The organism is Apilactobacillus timberlakei, assembly GCF_002993965.1.
Classification (GTDB): Bacteria; Bacillota; Bacilli; order Lactobacillales; family Lactobacillaceae; genus Apilactobacillus; species Apilactobacillus timberlakei.
In genome coordinates, this window is the sequence record NZ_POST01000002.1 from 53553 (window position 1) to 73025 (window position 19473).

Genomic DNA, 19473 nt, shown 5'->3' on the forward strand with positions numbered 1-19473 from the left:
AACACAAATAATTTTAACTTCTTGGTATATCCAGATGAAATAAAATTTAAAGATAATACTTATAGTGGTGTTTTTACAGATACTTACTCAAATCAGAAATATTTATTATATGGAAATATTAGCGCTGATTATTTGGGTAATATGAAAAAAAGTTTTTACCTGAATGTTCAGGGTGATGTTACCAACATCAATGAACCGACTAATATTAATGAATTTAATGCTAAAGAATATTATCAATCGAATAATGTATATAAGATTATATATATTAAAAAAGTGGTTAAGATTAAGTTGTTGAATAAAAGTAATTTTTTTAGCTTTTTACATGATTTTAGGAAGCAATTACTATGTTATGGTGATGCATTACCAAAACCACTTAATTTGTATTTTAATAGTCTCTTTTTAGGAGAGATGGATGATTCTTTTAGTGAAGAACTTTCAGGGGTTAAAACTTTAGGCCTAATCCATTTATTCAGTGTTTCAGGTCTACATGTGTTTTATATAGTTAGTGTTTTAACAATGATACTCATTCATTTAAGGATTAGTAGAGAACGTTATTTAATCTTTTTAATAATTATACTACCGATATTTTTTATTATTTCAGGATCATCAATTGGATTACTTAGATCTATAATATCTGTTGAAATAGGACTAATTTTTGGTTTATTTAAAAAGAAAATGGGCTCATTGGATATATGGAGTATAACTATTATAATTAATTTATTTTTAGAACCGCAAATGTTGCTACAATTTGGTTGTCAATTGAGTTATTTGTTATCTTTTAGTTTAATTTATACCAATAAATTTTCTATAATAAAACAGACAATCTTTATGAACTTAATTAGCTTACCTGTTATTATTTATAAATTGTTTGAGTGGCATTTTTTAACAATGTTAGCTAATTTTATTGTTATACCAATTTTTTCTATCTTTATTATGCCAATTATTACTATAACTGCAATTTTGTATCCTTTATTTCCATTTTTAGGAATCTTTACCGCAATGTTCTTACAATTATTTGATAATATAATTAATTTTATAGGATCATTACCTGGAAATATTACATTTGGAAAACCAAATATATTTATATGTTTAATTTTATTTTTTATTACTTTACTTTTAGTTTCTAATTATTCTAATAAAAAATTATTTTTATTAATATCTATTTATTTATTATTATATTTGTCGATACATTTTCCATTTTATGGTGAAGTTACAACTTTTGATGTAGGACAAGGTGATAGTTTTTTAATTAGAGAACCATTTAATAAGTCTATTAATATGATTGATACAGGAGGAAAAATAAGATTTAATCAATCTAATAAAGTTAAATATCAAGCCCCAAGAATTTCAATTAATTACTTAAAAAGTATTGGTATTAATCATTTAGATAATTTAGTTTTAACACATCAAGATGCAGATCATACTGGGGATGTACCTAGTATTCTTAATAATTTAAAAGTTAAAAGATTATTTATCGGTATTGGTACTAATGATAATCAAAATTTTATGAAAAAAATATTGCCAAATATAAGAGATACTCAAATATTTTTCATAAAAAGTGATATGCGCATACCTAATTTTCCTTTTTATATTTATCATCCATTTAATCCAGGATTAGGAACTAATGAAGATTCTGTTGTTCTTAGCACTCAGCAAGGCGGACTAAAATTTTTATTTATGGGTGATTTAGGTCAAGAAGGCGAAAAAAATATAATCAAAATGTATCCTAATATAAAAGCTGATGTTTTAAAGTTAGGACATCATGGAAGCAAAAATTCTAGTAGTGATGAATTTTTGCGATATATTAATCCTAAAATTTCTATAATATCTGCTGGTAGAAAGAATCGATATAATCATCCAAATAAAGAAGTGCTAGATAAGCTTAAAAAATATAATTTATCATATTTTAATACACAAGATTCAGGTATGATATCATATAAATATAGTATCTTTGGTACTTATTGGACGAAAGCTTTAAAAGGAGAATGATTTTGCAAATTAATGAATTATTTCAGTCTTTAAAAGAATTAAATATTAAGCCTATATATTTAATTAAAGGGAATCAAGATTACTTAATACAAAAAATTAGAAATAAATTTCTTTCACTCATCCCTGAAAGCGAAAGAACAATGAACTATGCTAATTATGATATGGAGACTACCAATATATCGAATGCTGTCGAAGATGCAATGTCATTACCTTTTTTTGGTGAAAAACGTTTAGTTATTGTTAATAACCCTTATTTCTTAACTGGCAATCGTAGCAAAGAGAAAATTAATCAGGATATAGATAGTTTTGTAAATTATGTAAATAGTCCACAAAATAGTACCATTATGCTAATCATTGCTCCTTATGATAAGTTGGATTCTAGAAAAAAAATTACTAAAACAATTAAAAAAAATTCTGAGATTATTGACTTAAGTAATATGTCTGATTCAGACATTAAAAATTATTTAAAATCTAAAATTAACAATAATGGCTACACAATAGATAATGAAGCTTTAAATCAGTTGATACAGAGAACTTCTAATGATTTATCTAGTGCAATGAGTGAATTATCTAAGTTATTTCTTTATTGTTATAATCAAAAATCAATTAGTGTTAGTGATGTAAATAATGTTGTTACCAAGTCTTTAGATCAAAATGTTTTTGATCTGGTTAATTATGTAATAAATAATAATATTAATGAATCAATTAACTTATATCATGACTTAATTAACAGTAGTAATGAACCTTTACAAATAAATGCTATATTATTAAGCCAATTTAGGTTATTAATTCAAGTGAAAATTATGTCTGAAAAGGGTTATAGTCAAGGAAAATTAGCCAGTAAATTAAAAATTCATCCTTATAGAATCAAATTAGCACTACAAAAAGTTAAAAATTATAATTATAAAAAATTGTCTATAGCCTATTTGGGACTTGTTGATATTGAATCACAAATTAAATCTACTCAAAAATCGGCCGATTTATTATTTGAAATGTTTATGATTAAATTTGTTAATTAAAAAAGGACGACTATATTAATATAGTCGTCCTTTTTTGAAAATATATATTATATTTTCTTTGTTATTTCATCATTCCAGCTAAACGAGATTTGTTACGTGCAGCCTTATTAGGTTTAATTAAACCTTTAGAGCTTGCATGATCCAAAGCGCTAACAGCATTGTTGAATAATTCTTCAATATTGTCAGCACCCTTAGCTTCAGCTTTTTCAAACTTCTTAACAGCAGTTCTCATTTCGCTTAATTGGGATGCGTTACGTTTATTTGCTTTTTCGTTTGTTTTTACACGTTCAATAGCAGATTTGATAACAGGCATGAAATTCACCTCCATAAAATATCGAATTTTAACAAAAAATCCTCAAATTTCAACGACTTTTATTATACAAAATACAGTATACAAATGCAATAGTATTATCATAATTACATTTTTTGAAATTTAATATTTTCCTTGATTATTTATTTATAACATAGTAATATTACCTATGTAAATTATTACCTAAACTTAGTTTTAACGTTATCTCACTTTACGTATTACTCAGTTTAAGGTATATTTTATAAAATTCGAAAGGTGGGAAATGCAAATGGCACTTACACAAGCTAACAAAAATGATATTATCAAGAAATATGCTCGTCATGATGGTGATACTGGTTCTGCTGAAGTACAAATTGCTGTATTAACTGCAGATATTACTGAAATCAACAAGCATATGAAGGCTAACAAGAAAGATTTTCATTCACAACGTGGTTTGATGAAAAAAATTGGTCATCGTCGTAATTTATTACGTTACTTACGTAACAAAGACGTTACTCGTTACCGTGACTTAATTAAGAGTTTAGGTTTACGTCGTTAATAAAAAGAAAGATGGAACTATTTTTAGTTCCATCTTTTTTTATACATATTATTTTGTAAATTGAAAACAGTTATTAAAAAACATAAAATATGATACACTGTAAGAAGTTATATTTTGTTCGTATTTGGATATTGGAATTTCCAAAAATAAAAGTTAAAAAATTTTGTTACATCATGAGGTGAATTATGAAAAGTAGTATAAAAATTATTCCTTTAGGTGGCGTTAGGGAAGATGGTAAGAATTTATATGCCATAGAAATTAATGATGGAATTTATATTTTAGATTGCGGTTTAAAATATCCTGATAATGGAATGCTAGGTATTGATGTAGTTATTCCTGATTTTTCATATTTAGAAGATAATAAGGATAAGATAGTGGGAATCTTTTTATCTAATGGACAAGCTGATTCTATTGGTGCTTTGCCATATTTTTTGAGCAAATTTAATGTGCCAGTTTTTGGCTCAAAATTAACTATTGAACTAGCTAAAAATGCAATAAATGAAAATCCAAACTCAAGAAGCTTTGATGACTATAACGTTATTAACTCAAAGAGTGAAATTATTTTTGATGATGTGACTGTTACTTTCTTTAAGACTAGTTATTCAATCCCAGATTCTATGGGCATTGTACTGTCTGTTGATGACGGACAAATTGTGTACACTGGAGATTTTAAATTTGATCCTGCTTTGAAGGGGAAATATAAAACTGCATATGGTGATATTGCAAGAGTCGGTGATAAGAATGTAATTGTTCTTTTGAGTGATTCTGGTAATGCTGATAATCCTTATCCAATGGATAGTGAACTAAAAGTTGAAAAATATATTTTTGATGTATTTAAAGATAATGACGAAAGAATCATTGTAGCTGCTAATTCTGCTAATATTTTAAGACTACAACAAGTATTTGATGCAGCTTATAAGTCTAATCGCAAGATATATATTGGTCATGACCTATCTAAAAAAGTGATTACTGCTCTTGATATGGGATATCTTGTATTACCTGATAAAGATATGATTATTCAATCTGTTAAAGAGATGAATGATTTATCTAAAAATGAGATTGTTATTTTAGAAACAAATCCTGTTGGTGAACCAATTAAAGTAATTCAAAGAATGGCATCGCAAAAAGAAAAAAGTGTTAACTTAATTCCCGGTGACATTGTTTTAATTACAACTACTCCATCTCCAGCCTTAGATAATACTATGGCTAAAACTAGAGATATGGTTTATCGAGCTGATGGTGAAGTCAAAACTATTTCTGATGATTTAAACATTTCTAATCATGCTAGTGATGAAGATTTGCAAATGTTAATTGATTTATTAAATCCAGAATATGTTATTCCCGTTGGTGGTGAGTACATGATGATGGAAGCGCATAGACAAACCGCTAATGAATTAGGGATTGATAATCAACATATCCTTTTGATGAATAAAGGTGATGTTGCTGAATATGATGGATCGAAAATGCATCGAGGTAGCTCAGTTGAAGCTGGCAATACAATGATTGATGGTATTGGTATAGGTGATATTGGGAACATTGTTTTGCGTGATAGAAAAGTACTTTCTGAAGATGGTATTTTTATTATTGTTGTTACAATTGATCGCAAGAAAAAGTTAATTATATCTAGGCCAAAAATCACATCTAGAGGTTTTATTTATGTTAAATCTAATAAAGAATTGATGAATGAAGCATCTCAAATTGTATCTAAGACAATTCAACTAAATCTAGATAATAAAGAGTTTGATTGGAGTCATTTGAAGCAAGCAGTGAGAGAACAAATTAGTCATTTCTTATTTGATAAGACCAAACGCAGACCAGTTATATTGCCAGTTATTATGGAAGTAAATCAACATCATAGAAAAAATAAACATAGTTTTAAAAAGCATTCAAATGAGAGCAAAAAATAGGTGTTTTAAATGAACGAAAATTATTCATCTAATGAAGAAGTCATTAATGAATCTAAATTAGATATTAAGCAAAATAATATCCAACAAGCCATCAATAAATTGTTGCCCATTTATAATGAAGAAGAGGTATTTCCAGTAACAACATTACTAACAAAATGTTATTTTTTGAGTGAAAAATTGATTGATGCTAAAAAAATTGCTTACGATAATCTTAATGACTTCTTACATTCGCTTTCTGATTTTAAATTATTGATCTTGGTTTTAGTGAAAAATAGGGAATTTATTAAAGCAAGGGAAATAACTGAACAAATTCGTAGGATATCAAAACAATGGTATAAGATTTCCATAGATATTATTAGTAAAGAAGAAGGGTTCGTTTTGGAAAACGAACCTGCATATTTACAAAATATTTCGAATGAATTTTATCATATGAGCTTTAACAATAATTTATATGAACAAAAAGAGACTTTATTAAAAGGTGAAAAGTTACCATTTAATAAATTTATTAGTTATACAAAATATTTATTATTGGATCCTTTTGTGCAAGAAACTATTAAATCAGAGTTAGTTGATACTTTAAGAAAAATTGGTTATCAAGATATTATAAAATTTAGATGGATAAATGATAATGTATATTCAGTTAATATGAAAGAATTACAGCCATTATCTAAGTTAGAATCATATAATAATATTATGTCTAAAGTTGCTGCAGATTATGCTAATAACGATCCAATCTTATATTTAAGGGTTAAATCTTATTTTGAATATCAAAGCATTACTTTATATCCATTAAATGACCAAATAATTAATAATGTAAATGATTGGTATAAATTGTCTATTGATTTATATTTATACGGTCAAAATAATAATTTCAATAAAAAGAGCAATTATTATAAGTTAATATCTCTTATAATTAATAAATTTAGTGAAATTAGTTAAAATTTTGTTAAACTTACAGTAAAATTGCTATTTAAGTATTTACAAATAAAAATACAGTAGCTATAATATTAAAAGAATTCTTCTTGAGATTGATATGTTATTTTGTCTTTTTGAGAAGATGTAGTATAATAACTCATAAAGATACATTGTATTAATTCAATGTAAATCTTTCGAATTTATAGGAGGTTTTCATAAATGGCAAAAGAACATTATGAAAGAACAAAACCCCATGTAAATATTGGTACTATTGGCCATATTGATCATGGTAAAACTACTTTAACTGCAGCTATCACTAAAGTGCTATCAGAAAAAGGTTTAGCTAATGCTGAAGATTATGCACAAATTGATGCTGCTCCAGAAGAACAAGAACGTGGTATTACAATTAATACTGCCCACGTTGAATATTCAACTGAAAAACGTCACTACGCTCATATTGATGCCCCAGGACATGCTGACTACGTTAAAAACATGATTACTGGTGCTGCTCAAATGGATGGTGCTATTTTAGTTGTTGCTGCAACTGACGGCCCTATGCCACAAACTCGTGAACATATCTTACTTGCTCGTCAAGTTGGTGTTGAACACATTGTTGTATTCTTAAACAAGACTGATTTAGTTGATGATGACGAATTAGTTGACTTAGTTGAAATGGAAGTACGTGAATTACTTTCAGAATATGATTACCCAGGTGATGATATTCCTGTTGTTCGTGGTTCAGCTCTTAAAGCATTACAAGACGATCAAGAACAAAAAGATGTTATCTTACACTTAATGGATATTGTTGATGAATACATTCCAACTCCACAACGTGATGACACTAAGCCATTACTATTACCAGTTGAAGATGTATTTACTATTACTGGTCGTGGTACTGTTGCTTCTGGCCGTATCGATCGTGGTGTTGTTAAGGTTGGAGACGACGTTGAAGTTATTGGTCTTGTAGAAGACATTATTAAGACAACTGTTACAGGTCTTGAAATGTTCCGTAAGACTCTTGATGAAGGTGAAGCTGGAGATAACGTTGGTATGTTACTTCGTGGTGTAAACCGTGAACAAGTTGTTCGTGGACAAGTTGTTGCTGCTCCTGGTTCAATCAAGACTCATACTGAATTTGAAGCACAAGTTTATGCTTTAAGTAAAGAAGAAGGTGGACGTCATACTCCATTCTTCTCAAACTACCGTCCTCAATTCTACTTCCATACAACTGATGTTACAGGTGTTATTACACTTGAAGATGGTGTAGAAATGGTTATGCCTGGTGATAATGCTAAGTTTAACGTTAAGTTAACTAAGCCTGTTGCCATTGAAAACGGTACTAAGTTCACTATCCGTGAAGGTGGACACACTGTTGGTGCTGGTGTAGTTTCTGGTATTGACGAATAAAAAGAATTTATTCTTTTGTAAAGATTCGAAAAGTTAGCTTTTCGAATCTTTTTTTTATTGTTAATGGGTCAAATTCCCTTTAAATATTTACTTTTTACTGCTCATACGTTAAAATACGTATGTGCGCAATTAGAAGAAAATTGTATTAAATTATATTTTCATGTCGGAGGGAAAATAATGTCTACAAAATGGGAAAAGAAAGGTACTAATGATGGAGAATTAACATTCGAAATTAGTACTGACAAAATTAAAGAAGGTTTAGATAAAGCCTTTAATAAAAACAAGAAAAATATTAGTATTCCTGGTTTCCGTAAAGGAAAAGTTTCTCGCCAAATTTTTAATGAAATGTACGGTGAAGAAGCATTATACCAAGATGCTTTAAATATTTTATTACCAGAAGCTTACAGTAATGCTGTAAAAGAAGCTGGTATTGAACCAGTTGCTCAACCAGAAGTTAACATTGATTCATTAGAAAAGGGCCAACCATGGGTTCTAAAAGCTAATGTAACTGTAAAACCAGATGTTGAACTTGGTGAATATGAAGGTGTTGAAGTTGAAAAGCCAAACACCCGTGTATACCAAAAAGATATCGATGCTGAAATCGAAAAGAAACGTCAAAACCAAGCTGAATTAGTTCTTAAAGAAGGTAAAGCAGCTGAAAAAGGCGATACTGTAGTAATTGACTTTGATGGATATGTTGATGGCAAAGCATTTGATGGTGGTAAATCAACTAACTACTCACTTGAGTTAGGTTCAAATTCATTTATTCCAGGTTTTGAAGATCAATTAGTTGGTCATAAAGCTGGTGATGATGTTGATGTTAAAGTTACATTCCCTGAAAATTATCAAGCTAAAGAATTAGCTGGTAAGGAAGCTACTTTTAAGACTAAGTTACACGAAGTTAAGGCAAAACAATTACCTAAGTTAGATGATGAATTTGCTAAAGATGTTGACGAAGATGTTGATAGCTTAGATGAATTAAAAGACAAGGTAAAAGCTCAACTTAAAGACCAAAAGAAAACTGATGGTGAAAACCAATTAGAAGATGAAGCTATTAAGGCCGTAGTTGCTAATGCTACTGTTAAGGATATTCCTCAAGCAATGATTGATGAAGATGTTCAACGCCAAATGGATCAATACCTTGCAAACATGCAACAACAAGGTATTAATTCACAAATGTACTTCCAATTAACTGGTACAAAACCAGAAGATTTAAAGAAACAATTTGCTTCAGGTGCTGAAGAACGAGTAAAAACTAACTTAGTTCTAGAAGCAATTGTTAAAGATGCTAAGATTGAACCTACTAAGGAAGAAATTGATAAACAAGTTAAAGACTTAGCTACTCAATATGGTATGAAAGAAGAAGCTGTTCGTGGTGCTTTGACTGATGACATGTTGAAACATGATATTTCTATCCAAAACGCTGTTAAGATGATTACAGATAATGCTAAGAAAGAACCAAAATCAAAAATGAAAAAATAATTTTTGATTAAAAAAGAGTTCAATTAACTTAATTGTTAGTTGAACTCTTTATTTTGTTAAAGGTTATAAATGTGATACTATTTATTAAGTTAGCTTTATAGCTTAAAGAGGTGAATGATTTGTTCGAAGATGATAAAAAAGATGGTCCTGTAACTTGTTCTTTTTGTGGTAAATCACAAGATCAAGTAAAGAAAATTGTTGCTGGTCCAGGTGTTTATATTTGTAATGAATGTATTGATTTGTGTAAAGAAATAGTTGATGAAGAACTTGCGCAAGAAGATAATGATAAAACTATTAAAGCATTAAGTCCTAAACAAATTGTTGAAAAGCTGGATGAATATGTAATTGGTCAAGACGATGCTAAAAAAACATTGGCTGTTGCAGTTTATAATCACTATAAACGAGTAAACAATTTAGATAGTGATGATGGAACCGATTTACAAAAAAGTAATATTTCTGTAATTGGGCCTACCGGTTCAGGTAAGACATATTTAGCTCAATCATTAGCCAAAATCCTTAATGTACCTTTTGCAATTGCTGACGCTACTACATTAACTGAAGCTGGTTATGTAGGAGATGATGTAGAAAATATTCTATTGAAATTACTACAAAATGCAGATTTTGATGTAGAACGTGCTGAAAAAGGTATTATCTATATTGATGAAATTGATAAAATTGCCAAAAAATCAGAAAACGTTTCTATTACTAGAGATGTTTCTGGTGAAGGTGTTCAACAATCACTATTAAAAATTCTTGAAGGTACTGTTGCTAGTGTTCCTCCACAAGGTGGTAGAAAGCATCCACAACAAGAAAATATTCAAATTGATACTAAAAATATTTTATTTATTGTTGGTGGTGCATTTGATGGAATCCAAGGCATTATTAAACATCGTTTAGGTGATAAGACTATTGGTTTTGGAACTGATTCTGCAGAAGCAACTGAAATTACTGATGATAATGTTATGCAACATGTTATTCCAAGTGATTTGCTACAATTTGGTTTAATTCCTGAATTTATTGGTCGTTTGCCTATTCTAACTGCATTGAAGAAATTAAATGAAGATGATTTAGTTAGAATTTTAAATGAACCTAAGAATGCTTTAGTAAAACAATATACTAAGTTGATGAACTTAGACGGTGTAGATCTAACCTTTAAACCGGAAGCGYTAAAGGCAATGGCCAAATTAGCTATCGCTAGAAATACTGGTGCTCGTGGATTAAGATCTATTGTTGAAGATACAATGAGAGATGTCATGTATAATGTGCCAAGTGACGATAATGTTAAAGAAGTTGTTGTTACTAAAGAAGCTGTTGATGGCGAAAAAGAACCTGAACTTATTTATGACAATAAATAACTAAAATCAAAAACGCCTTCCTAATTATTTTAGGTAAGGCGTTTTAATTTCTTTTAAATAAATAATGATAAAATGTGTTAAAATACATTAAGAACTTTAAATGATAAGGGGAAGTACTACCAATGGACGTAAACAATGTTAATATTGATATTAGTGCAGTGGAGCCTAAACAATATCCTTCAAATGGATATCCTGAGATTGCTTTAGTTGGTCGCTCAAACGTAGGAAAATCTTCATTAACTAACGTTTTGATTAATCGTAATAGTTATGCAAGAACTTCAAATACCCCAGGTAAAACTCAGACTTTAAACTTTTATAATGTTGATGATAAAATGTTTTTTGTCGATATTCCTGGTTATGGTTATGCTAGAATTTCTAAAAAAGAACGTGAAAAATGGGGCCAAATGATTGAAACATATTTGACCACTCGTCGCCAATTAGACGGTGTTATTTTATTAATTGATGGTAGAAGAAAGCCAAGTAACGATGATTTGCAAATGTATGAATTCTTAAAATATTATAATATTCCTACATTAATTTTAGCCACTAAGATGGATAAAACTCCTAAAAGTAAATGGAATAAGGAAACAAGTTTGTTAAATAAAACCATCGAATTGAATGAAGACGATGAAATTATGTTATTCTCTGCTCAAACTAAATACGGTAAGGATGAAGTTTGGCAATGGATTGAAAAACATACGGGGGTAAAATAATTGAATTTTAATGAATATCAAAAGGCTGCTAATAAAACACTTCGTGGAAACGAACAAGTTTTAACTAACTGTGCATTAGGCTTAGGTAGCGAAACTGGACAAGTAGTGGATCTGGTTAAGAAATATACCTTTCATGGTGAAGAATTAAATCGTGAACAATTAGTTAAAGAAATGGGCGATGTTTTATGGTATCTATCACAGATAGCCGAATGGAATAACGTTCCTTTTGAGGAAGTAGCCGATTTTAACATTAAACGATTGAATAAAAGAAAAGATGCAATGTTAAAAGATTAAAAAAGGCTTCACAATAATATTATTGTGAAGCCTAATTAGATTACTTTTCTTTTTTCTTGTTTTTAGAATTCTTATTTCCGTTTTTGAGGAATTTATCGCGCTTTTTATCATTTGAGTCAACTTTTGCAATTTTATCGAACATAGCATTTAAGTCGTTATTACGTTGTATATTTAAACTCATAAGTATACATCTCCTTGCTTTTATAACTATATACTATCAAATTATTGTTTATTTGTCATATTAACTGGATTAATTAATTGAGGTGATAAATTTGGCTACTCCACATATTGAACATAAACTAAGATTATTACCAGACTTGCCTGGGTGTTACTTAATGAAAGACAGACTGGGTAAGATCATCTATGTTGGAAAAGCAAAAAATTTAAAAAATAGAGTTAGATCTTATTTTAAAAGTAGTCATGAAGGTAAAACAGCTAAATTAGTTTCTAATATTCGTGATTTTGAAACGATTATAACTTCTACCAATAAGGAAGCCTTTTTATTAGAGATTACTTTAATTCATAAGCATCGTCCTCATTTTAATATTCAATTAAAACAAGGAAATAGTGGATATCCTTATATTAAAATTACTAAAGAAAGAGATCCACAAATTAAAATTGTTAACCATATTAAACGTGATGGTGGATATTATTTTGGTCCTTATCCTAATGTATATGCTGCCGATGAAACTTTACATTTTTTGCAAAAAGTATATCCTTTGAGAAGATGTAATGGTTATCAGAATAGGCCATGTTTGTATTATCATATGGGGCAATGTTTAGGAGCTTGTTTTAAGAAAGTTCCTAAGTCTGTATATAATGAACAAATTAAACATATTAAATCATTTTTAAATGGAAATGTTGGGATTGCTAAAAAAATGCTCACTGCCAAAATGCTAAAAGCATCTGGAAATATGGAGTATGAAAGAGCTGCTGAAATAAGAGATCAATTAAAATATATTGAAATTACGGTCGAAAAGCAAAAAATTATTTCTAATGATACAACTCCTCGTGATATCTTTAATTACTATGTGAATGACGGTTGGATTTCTATCCAAATATTCTTTATTCGACAAGCCAGACTGCTTAAGCGAATTAAAAGGACTTTTCCAATTATTGATTCTCCAGAAGAAGAAATGGATAATTTTATTGCTGGATTTTATTCTCAAGAAAATCAACCTTTACCTAATGAAATTCTTATTCCTGAAAAATTAGATAAAGACATGATTGCAGAAGCCTTGGATGCACCAGTTAGAGTACCAAAACGTGGGCAAAAAAAGGATTTAATAGATATGGCCTATAAAAATGCAAAGCTAGTGTTAGATGAAAAATTTAGGCTAATGGAACTAGATAATATAAAAACTGTAGGTGCAATGGAAGATTTATGCAATTTATTAAACATTCCTAATGGTCATCGAATTGAGTCATTTGATCATTCTCATATTCAGGGTGCTGACTTAGTGTCTGCGATGGTCGTTTTTGATGATGGTAAGCCTAATAAGAATGAATACCGTAAATATAAACTTAAAAATGAAGATCATGCTGATGAAGCTGATAGCACACGTGAAGTTATTAGAAGAAGATATAGTTATCTTCTAAAGTCTCATCTTCCATTACCAGATTTAATATTGATGGATGGTGGGGTAATTCAATTAAATGCAGTAAAAGATGTTTTAGAAAATGAACTAAATTTACAAATTCCAGTTGCTGGGATGGTTAAAAATGATAAACATAAGACTGCTGATTTATTATTTGGTCAGCTAGATGAACATGTTTATTTAAATCCTAAGAGTCAAGCATTTTACTTAGTTCAAAGAGTTCAAGACGAGGTTCATAGGTTTGCCATTAATTTTCATAGAAAAGTTCATACCAAGCATTCATTAAGCTCAGAGTTGGATAATATTGATGGAGTGGGTCCTAAAACCAGAAATAAGTTATTAAGAGAATTTGGATCCTTAAATAACATTTCTGAATCACCTATTTCAAAAATTGAAGCCTTAGGTATATCACATAAGGTGGCTCAAAATATAAAATTTACCTTAACCAAGGTAAAAAAATAATTATGAATTATATTGAGTGTTTTACGTTAAATATAAATGCCGTTATACTCAATAAATAAAATAAAAAGTAGAGTTGATATAAAATATGTTCGTTGATCAAGTTAAAATAAATGTAAAAGCTGGTAATGGTGGTAATGGAATCGTTGCCTTTAGAAGAGAAAAATTTGTTCCTAATGGTGGGCCTGCCGGAGGTGACGGTGGACATGGTGGAAGTGTCATTTTTGCCGTTGAAACTGGAATGAGTACACTAATGGATTTTCATTATAAACGTAAATTTGTTGCGGAACGTGGTGCAGATGGTGGAAATAAAAAAATGACTGGTCGTAGTGCTGATGACCTAGTTGTATATGTACCTGAAGGAACTTCTATTTATGATAATGACACTAATCAACTCCTTTACGATTTAGTTGATAAAGGTGATAGTTATACAGTGGCCGCTGGTGGTCGTGGTGGTCGTGGTAATACTCACTTTGCTTCAGCTAAAAATTCTGCACCAGAAATTGCTGAAAATGGTGAACCTGGTGAAGAACGTAGTATTAGATTAGAATTGAAAGTTCTAGCTGATGTGGGATTAGTTGGCTTTCCTTCGGTTGGTAAATCAACATTATTATCGACAGTTACTAGTTCTAAACCAAAAGTTGCTCAATATCATTTTACGACTTTAGTTCCTAATTTAGGGATGGTTAAATTAGATGATGGTAGAGACTTTGCTATAGCTGATTTACCTGGATTGATTGAAGGGGCATCTTCTGGAGTTGGCTTAGGTTTTCAATTCTTGCGTCATGTTGAGAGAACTAGAGTAATTTTACATTTAGTTGATATGAGTGGACAAGAAGGCAGAACTCCAATTGAAGACTATCAAAAAATTAATGATGAATTATCTAAATACGATAATAATTTATTAAAACGACCACAAATTATTGTCGCAACTAAAATGGATATGCCAGATTCTGAAGAAAATTTAAAAGAATTTAAAAATGCTTTATCCAAAAATAATGATAATGTTTATGAGGTAATTCCAATTTCTTCTGTAACACATAGTGGTTTGAGTAAATTAATAAGTGAAACAGCTGAACTATTAGAAAAGACCCCTAAATTCCCTATTACTGATAATGAAGAACCAGTTGAAGATGAATCAGAATACAAATTTGATGCTGATGAAAAACCATTCGAAATTAGCCGAGATGAAGATGGTACTTGGATTTTATCTGGTAAGAAAATTGAAAAATTATTCAAGATGACAGATACTACACATGATCAAAGCATGTTGAGGTTTGCAAGACAACTTCGTGGTATGGGTGTTGACAATGCTTTAAGAAAAGCTGGAGCTGAAAATGGTGATTTAGTTTCAATTCTTGATTTTACATTCTCTTATGTTGACTAATATTTAAAGATGGGAATTGTTCCCGTCTTTTTTTATGTATTGAAATGTATCTTTATATGCTACAATTTATATTAGTGATTTTTTTAGATACGAATAAATAAAAAGGAATAGATCTTTATGCAATTAGAATTTTTAGGAACTGGTTCTGGTGTACCAGGTAAATTTAGAAATGTTTCAGCAACGGCTTTAAAACTATTAGACGAATGTAATTCCGTTTGGCTATTTGATTGTGGAGAAGGTACTCAACAACAAATTTTACGTTCAAACTTGAAGCCACGTAAAATTAACAAAATATTTATTACTCATTTACATGGTGATCATATTTTTGGGTTACCAGGTTTATTAAGTTCTCGTTCATTTCAAGGGGGTAATACACCTGTTACAATTTATGGTCCTAAAGGGGTTAGAGACTTTGTTGAAATTAGTTTAGGGGTTTCTCAAACTAAATTATCATATAAAATAAATTATGAAGAATTTGATGAACCAGGTGTTTTATTAAATAATAAACAATTTGAAGTCTATGCTGATAGTTTAGATCATCAAATTGAATCTTTTGGCTATCGTGTAGTGGAAAAAGATCATCAAGGAGAACTATTAGTTGATAAGCTAAAAGCTGCTAAAATACCTTCCGGGCCTGTTTATGGTAAATTAAAAAACGGTGAAACAGTGACCTTAGATGATGGTAGAACCATTGATGGAAACGACTTTATTGGTGAATCTCAAAAAGGAAGAATTATCACTATCATAGGTGATACTAGAAGTAATCCTAATAGTTATAAATTAGCTGAAAATGCTGATGTTTTAGTTCACGAAAGTACTTTTGGTAAAGGTGAGAGCAGATTAGCACATAATTATTATCACTCAACTAACATGCAAGCTGCTAAGTTAGCTAAAAAAGCAAATGTTGATAAACTACTTTTGACACATATTTCAGCAAGGTACACTGGAAAAATGGCTATAGAATTACAAAAACAAGCACAAAGTATCTTTAACAATACTAGAGTGGTTAAGGATTTTGATGTGATAGATGTACCCTTTGAAAAAAACAATTAAAGGATGAAATATAATGATACCTGCAAAATTCGATTGGCAGTTAAATCAAAATGTATTAAGTGATGAACAAAAAGACATTGCTACTGAATTAGGGATTAGTCCACTAATAATTTCAATTTTGTTTAGTCGTGGTTATAAAAACATAGATGATATTAAGTCATTCTTAACCCCACAAATTGAAAATTTGCGTGATCCTTATTTAATGCATGATATGCAAAAAGCATGTGATCGGATAAAAAAAGCGATTGAAAATAATGAAAAAATTACAGTTTATGGTGATTATGATGCTGATGGCATTACTAGTACTTCTGTTATGTATGAAACTCTAGTTAATTTAGGTGCTAATGTAACATATTTTATTCCTAATCGCTTTAAAGATGGGTATGGTCCTAATCCTAAAAAGTACGAAGAGATTATTAATGATGGGACAAGTCTAATTGTAACGGTTGATAATGGAATATCTGGTAATAAATCAGTTGAATTAGCAAATAATATGAATTGTGATGTGATTATTACTGATCATCATAAAATTCCTGATGATCTTCCAGAGGCATATGCAATTGTTCATGCCAGATATCCAGGGGATGAATATCCTTTTGGAGACTTTTCAGGAGTAGGCATAGCATTCAAAGTAGCAACTGCATTATTAGAAGAAATACCTGAAGAATATTTTGATTTAGCTGCAATTGGGACTGTAGCGGACTTAGTATCTTTAACAGATGAAAATCGTATTTTAGTAAAGTATGGTTTACAAGAATTATCGGATACTCAACGTCCAGGATTAATGCATCTTGAACAATTAGCAGGTTTGAAAGCTGATAATATTAATGAACAAAGTATTAGTTTTGGCTTAGCACCTCGTTTAAATGCTTTAGGTAGAATTAGTGATGCAACAACTGGTGTAAAATTATTGACCACATTTGATGATGAAGTAGCCGATGATTTAAGTCATGATACTGAAAACGAAAATAAAAAAAGAAGAAAGCTAGTTGATGACATTTTTCTACAAGCATCGAAAATGGCATCAAACAATACGGATAAGCATACAATTATTGTATATGGTGATAATTGGCATGAAGGTGTTGTTGGAATTGTTGCTAGTCGTTTAGTTGAAAAATATAATAAACCAACTATTGTTATGAGTCACAATCCTGAAACTGGTATATATAAAGGTTCAGGTAGGAGTGTTGAAGGGTTTGATTTATTTGATGCCATAAATGGTATTCATGAGAATATGGTTTCATTTGGTGGACATAGTATGGCAATCGGATTAAGTATTAGGAGTGACGATTTAAATACCCTAATTAATCATTTTGAAGATTATGCAGTTAATAATGGTATTGAAAAGTTGCAAAAGCCTAAATTATTAATTTCCAAAAAAATTCAAGTAAGTGATGTCACTAAACAGCTATTTGATAATTTGCAAATGTTATCACCATTTGGAACTGATAATGAATATCCAATTTTTGAATTTGAACCACAGATGGTTACTAATGTTCAGACAATGGGAAAAAGTAATGAACACTTGAAATTTCAGATGCTTGATGATAATTCAAAAATTAATGTTTTAGCTTTTAAAAATGGTAAATTAGCTAGTCATTTAGAATCATTATCTGATTGTGTTCATGTTGCAGGCCATTTAGAAAAGAATACTTGGAAAGGTAGAACTACAATTCAAGTCATGAACGATGATATTTATAGTGATGATGTTGAAATAGTTGATTTAAGGTCTAATCAACTAAATAAATCTATGTTTCAGTATAGTAATTCACTATATGTTTTCTTTCATGAAAAAGTTTATAAGCAGATTTTACCTTTTATAGAAAAATATTCTAAAGCATGCTTATATAATAATTTGTCTTTAGAAGAGAATTTTGATAATATAATATTTGTTGATTGTCCGGATTCTTTTGAAAGCTTTAATTTAGTTTTAAATGCTATTAGTAAAAATAATAAGTTGATTCTTTATCTTTATAATAATAATATTTTGCATGAAATGCCTACTCGATCACAATATGCTGACTTGTTTAGATTTGTTGAAGGTCATAAAGATATTAAAATATATGATGATATTGATTTATTAAGTGATTATTTGCGGATTGATAAAAGTAATTTAGCTTTTATGATTAATGTATTTAAAGAATTGAATTTTATTTCAATTGAAAATGGTATTATGAATGGTAATCGTAATCCTGAATCAAGTGATATAACTTTAACTAAAAGTTATATTCTTAGAAAACATCAATTAAATGTTAAGAAAAAATTGTTAGATGTTGATAATACAACTTTGAACCAAATTATTCGTAGTTGTTTTTGATGGGATGAAAGGAAGTTATTTAGCCAATGGCACTTGATTTGTATAAATATGTTGCTAGTTATGACAATTTTCCGGAAAAAGGAGTTACTTTTAGAGACATTTCTCCTCTTATGGAAAATGGTGAAGCGTATCATGAGGCTACAGATAAAATTGTCAGATATGCAAGAGATAAGAAAGTGGATTTAGTTGTTGGTCCTGAAGCTCGTGGATTCATTGTTGGTTGTCCAGTAGCTTATGATTTAGGTATTGGATTTGTGCCTGCAAGAAAAAAGGGTAAACTTCCAGGCAAGGTTGTAGGGGCATCTTATGGATTAGAATATGGTAAATCATCTCTATACATTCATGCTGATGCTGTTAAACCAGGACAAAGAGTTTTAATTACTGATGATCTATTAGCAACTGGTGGAACTATCGAGGCTACCATTGAATTAGTTGAAAAATTAGGTGGTATTGTTGTGGGAACAGCTTTTATCATTGAAATTTCTGAATTAAAAGGTCGAGATAAAATTAAAGATTATGATCTTTTAAGTCTTTTACAATATTAAAATTATTTATGATGTGATTTGTTCACATCATTATTATGGAGAGTTGGCAGAGCGGTAATGCATCGGACTCGAAATCCGACGAACCGGTTTTTCCGGCGGGCAGGTTCGACTCCTGTACTCTCCTTATAACATTTTATAAGTACTAATATTTATATTAGTACTTTTTTTATATCCTAGTATTAGGA

At 29.7% G+C, this 19473-nt stretch carries 17 protein-coding genes and 1 tRNA gene; 16 read left to right on the top strand and 2 right to left on the bottom strand.

What is annotated here, in order from left to right; genetic code table 11:
* The first annotated feature begins 21 nt into the window (after positions 1-21).
* Together C7N71_RS02275 and holA are read left to right on the top strand one after the other, a co-directional pair.
* Entirely contained in the window at positions 22-1989 is a 1968-nt protein-coding gene (locus C7N71_RS02275; RefSeq protein WP_157944343.1) for a DNA internalization-related competence protein ComEC/Rec2, read from the top strand.
* Positions 1986-3008: a DNA polymerase III subunit delta gene (holA, locus tag C7N71_RS02280; protein ID WP_105987566.1), complete on the top strand. Its 1023-nt coding sequence runs from the start codon at positions 1986-1988 to the stop codon at positions 3006-3008. The genes C7N71_RS02275 and holA overlap by 4 nt, the downstream gene beginning before the upstream one ends.
* A 61-nt stretch (positions 3009-3069) precedes the next feature.
* Here the strand turns inward: holA and rpsT are convergent, their stop codons facing one another.
* Positions 3070-3321, bottom strand: coding sequence for a 30S ribosomal protein S20 (gene rpsT, locus C7N71_RS02285; RefSeq protein WP_105987567.1), 252 nt, complete (start codon positions 3319-3321; stop codon positions 3070-3072).
* Positions 3322-3586: 265 nt separating this feature from the next.
* On the opposite strand from rpsT, the gene rpsO reads away from it, so the two are divergent.
* The 8 genes from rpsO to C7N71_RS02325 all read left to right on the top strand — a co-directional run bounded on the left by rpsO (position 3587) and on the right by C7N71_RS02325 (position 11929).
* Positions 3587-3856, top strand: a complete 270-nt coding sequence (gene rpsO, locus C7N71_RS02290; RefSeq protein ID WP_105964728.1) for a 30S ribosomal protein S15 — start codon at positions 3587-3589, stop codon at positions 3854-3856.
* Positions 3857-4041: 185 nt separating this feature from the next.
* Positions 4042-5763, top strand: coding sequence for a ribonuclease J (locus C7N71_RS02295; RefSeq protein ID WP_105987568.1), 1722 nt, complete (start codon positions 4042-4044; stop codon positions 5761-5763).
* A gap of 9 nt (positions 5764-5772) precedes the next feature.
* A complete protein-coding gene (locus C7N71_RS02300) occupies positions 5773-6702 on the top strand; it encodes a hypothetical protein (protein WP_105987569.1) in 930 nt (309 codons plus the stop codon).
* A gap of 195 nt (positions 6703-6897) precedes the next feature.
* A complete protein-coding gene (gene tuf, locus C7N71_RS02305; protein WP_105987570.1) occupies positions 6898-8085 on the top strand; it encodes an elongation factor Tu in 1188 nt (395 codons plus the stop codon).
* A gap of 177 nt (positions 8086-8262) precedes the next feature.
* On the top strand, positions 8263-9567 hold the full coding sequence (gene tig, locus C7N71_RS02310; protein ID WP_105987571.1) for a trigger factor: 1305 nt from the start codon (positions 8263-8265) through the stop codon (positions 9565-9567).
* Between the two features lie 119 nt (positions 9568-9686).
* The gene (clpX, locus tag C7N71_RS02315; protein WP_105987572.1) at positions 9687-10922 is read left to right on the top strand and encodes an ATP-dependent Clp protease ATP-binding subunit ClpX; all 1236 of its coding nucleotides are present in this window, start codon (positions 9687-9689) and stop codon (positions 10920-10922) included.
* A gap of 122 nt (positions 10923-11044) precedes the next feature.
* Complete coding sequence (gene yihA, locus C7N71_RS02320) at positions 11045-11635, top strand: ribosome biogenesis GTP-binding protein YihA/YsxC (RefSeq protein WP_105987573.1); 591 nt, start codon at positions 11045-11047, stop codon at positions 11633-11635.
* Positions 11636-11929, top strand: a complete 294-nt coding sequence (locus C7N71_RS02325) for a nucleoside triphosphate pyrophosphohydrolase family protein (RefSeq protein WP_105956231.1) — start codon at positions 11636-11638, stop codon at positions 11927-11929.
* Between the two features lie 40 nt (positions 11930-11969).
* Here the strand turns inward: C7N71_RS02325 and C7N71_RS08155 are convergent, their stop codons facing one another.
* Positions 11970-12110, bottom strand: coding sequence for an SPJ_0845 family protein (locus tag C7N71_RS08155; protein WP_165807772.1), 141 nt, complete (start codon positions 12108-12110; stop codon positions 11970-11972).
* 91 nt (positions 12111-12201) lie between these two features.
* Between C7N71_RS08155 and uvrC the strand changes: the two genes are divergently transcribed.
* The 6 genes from uvrC to C7N71_RS02355 all read left to right on the top strand — a co-directional run bounded on the left by uvrC (position 12202) and on the right by C7N71_RS02355 (position 19412).
* Entirely contained in the window at positions 12202-13989 is a 1788-nt protein-coding gene (uvrC, locus tag C7N71_RS02330; RefSeq protein ID WP_105987574.1) for an excinuclease ABC subunit UvrC, read from the top strand.
* An 85-nt stretch (positions 13990-14074) separates the two neighbouring features.
* Positions 14075-15373, top strand: coding sequence for a GTPase ObgE (obgE, locus tag C7N71_RS02335; RefSeq protein ID WP_105987575.1), 1299 nt, complete (start codon positions 14075-14077; stop codon positions 15371-15373).
* A 117-nt stretch (positions 15374-15490) separates the two neighbouring features.
* On the top strand, positions 15491-16426 hold the full coding sequence (gene rnz / locus C7N71_RS02340) for a ribonuclease Z (protein WP_105987576.1): 936 nt from the start codon (positions 15491-15493) through the stop codon (positions 16424-16426).
* Between the two features lie 13 nt (positions 16427-16439).
* Entirely contained in the window at positions 16440-18743 is a 2304-nt protein-coding gene (gene recJ / locus C7N71_RS02345; protein WP_105987577.1) for a single-stranded-DNA-specific exonuclease RecJ, read from the top strand.
* A 26-nt stretch (positions 18744-18769) separates the two neighbouring features.
* Positions 18770-19288: an adenine phosphoribosyltransferase gene (locus C7N71_RS02350; RefSeq protein ID WP_105987578.1), complete on the top strand. Its 519-nt coding sequence runs from the start codon at positions 18770-18772 to the stop codon at positions 19286-19288.
* Positions 19289-19325: 37 nt separating this feature from the next.
* Positions 19326-19412: transfer RNA gene (locus C7N71_RS02355), tRNA-Ser, on the top strand.
* The last annotated feature ends 61 nt before the right edge of the window (positions 19413-19473 follow it).

Excerpts from the sequence above, each read along its gene's own strand:
- holA (WP_105987566.1), top strand. The coding sequence starts at position 1,986 with ATGATTTTGCAAATTAATGAATTATTTCAGTCTTTAAAAGAATTAAAT.
- rpsT (WP_105987567.1), bottom strand. The coding sequence starts at position 3,321 with ATGCCTGTTATCAAATCTGCTATTGAACGTGTAAAAACAAACGAAAAA.
- rpsO (WP_105964728.1), top strand. The coding sequence starts at position 3,587 with ATGGCACTTACACAAGCTAACAAAAATGATATTATCAAGAAATATGCT.
- C7N71_RS02295 (WP_105987568.1), top strand. The coding sequence starts at position 4,042 with ATGAAAAGTAGTATAAAAATTATTCCTTTAGGTGGCGTTAGGGAAGAT.
- C7N71_RS02300 (WP_105987569.1), top strand. The coding sequence starts at position 5,773 with ATGAACGAAAATTATTCATCTAATGAAGAAGTCATTAATGAATCTAAA.
- tuf (WP_105987570.1), top strand. The coding sequence starts at position 6,898 with ATGGCAAAAGAACATTATGAAAGAACAAAACCCCATGTAAATATTGGT.
- tig (WP_105987571.1), top strand. The coding sequence starts at position 8,263 with ATGTCTACAAAATGGGAAAAGAAAGGTACTAATGATGGAGAATTAACA.
- yihA (WP_105987573.1), top strand. The coding sequence starts at position 11,045 with ATGGACGTAAACAATGTTAATATTGATATTAGTGCAGTGGAGCCTAAA.
- C7N71_RS08155 (WP_165807772.1), bottom strand. The coding sequence starts at position 12,110 with ATGAGTTTAAATATACAACGTAATAACGACTTAAATGCTATGTTCGAT.
- obgE (WP_105987575.1), top strand. The coding sequence starts at position 14,075 with ATGTTCGTTGATCAAGTTAAAATAAATGTAAAAGCTGGTAATGGTGGT.
- rnz (WP_105987576.1), top strand. The coding sequence starts at position 15,491 with ATGCAATTAGAATTTTTAGGAACTGGTTCTGGTGTACCAGGTAAATTT.
- recJ (WP_105987577.1), top strand. The coding sequence starts at position 16,440 with ATGATACCTGCAAAATTCGATTGGCAGTTAAATCAAAATGTATTAAGT.
- C7N71_RS02350 (WP_105987578.1), top strand. The coding sequence starts at position 18,770 with ATGGCACTTGATTTGTATAAATATGTTGCTAGTTATGACAATTTTCCG.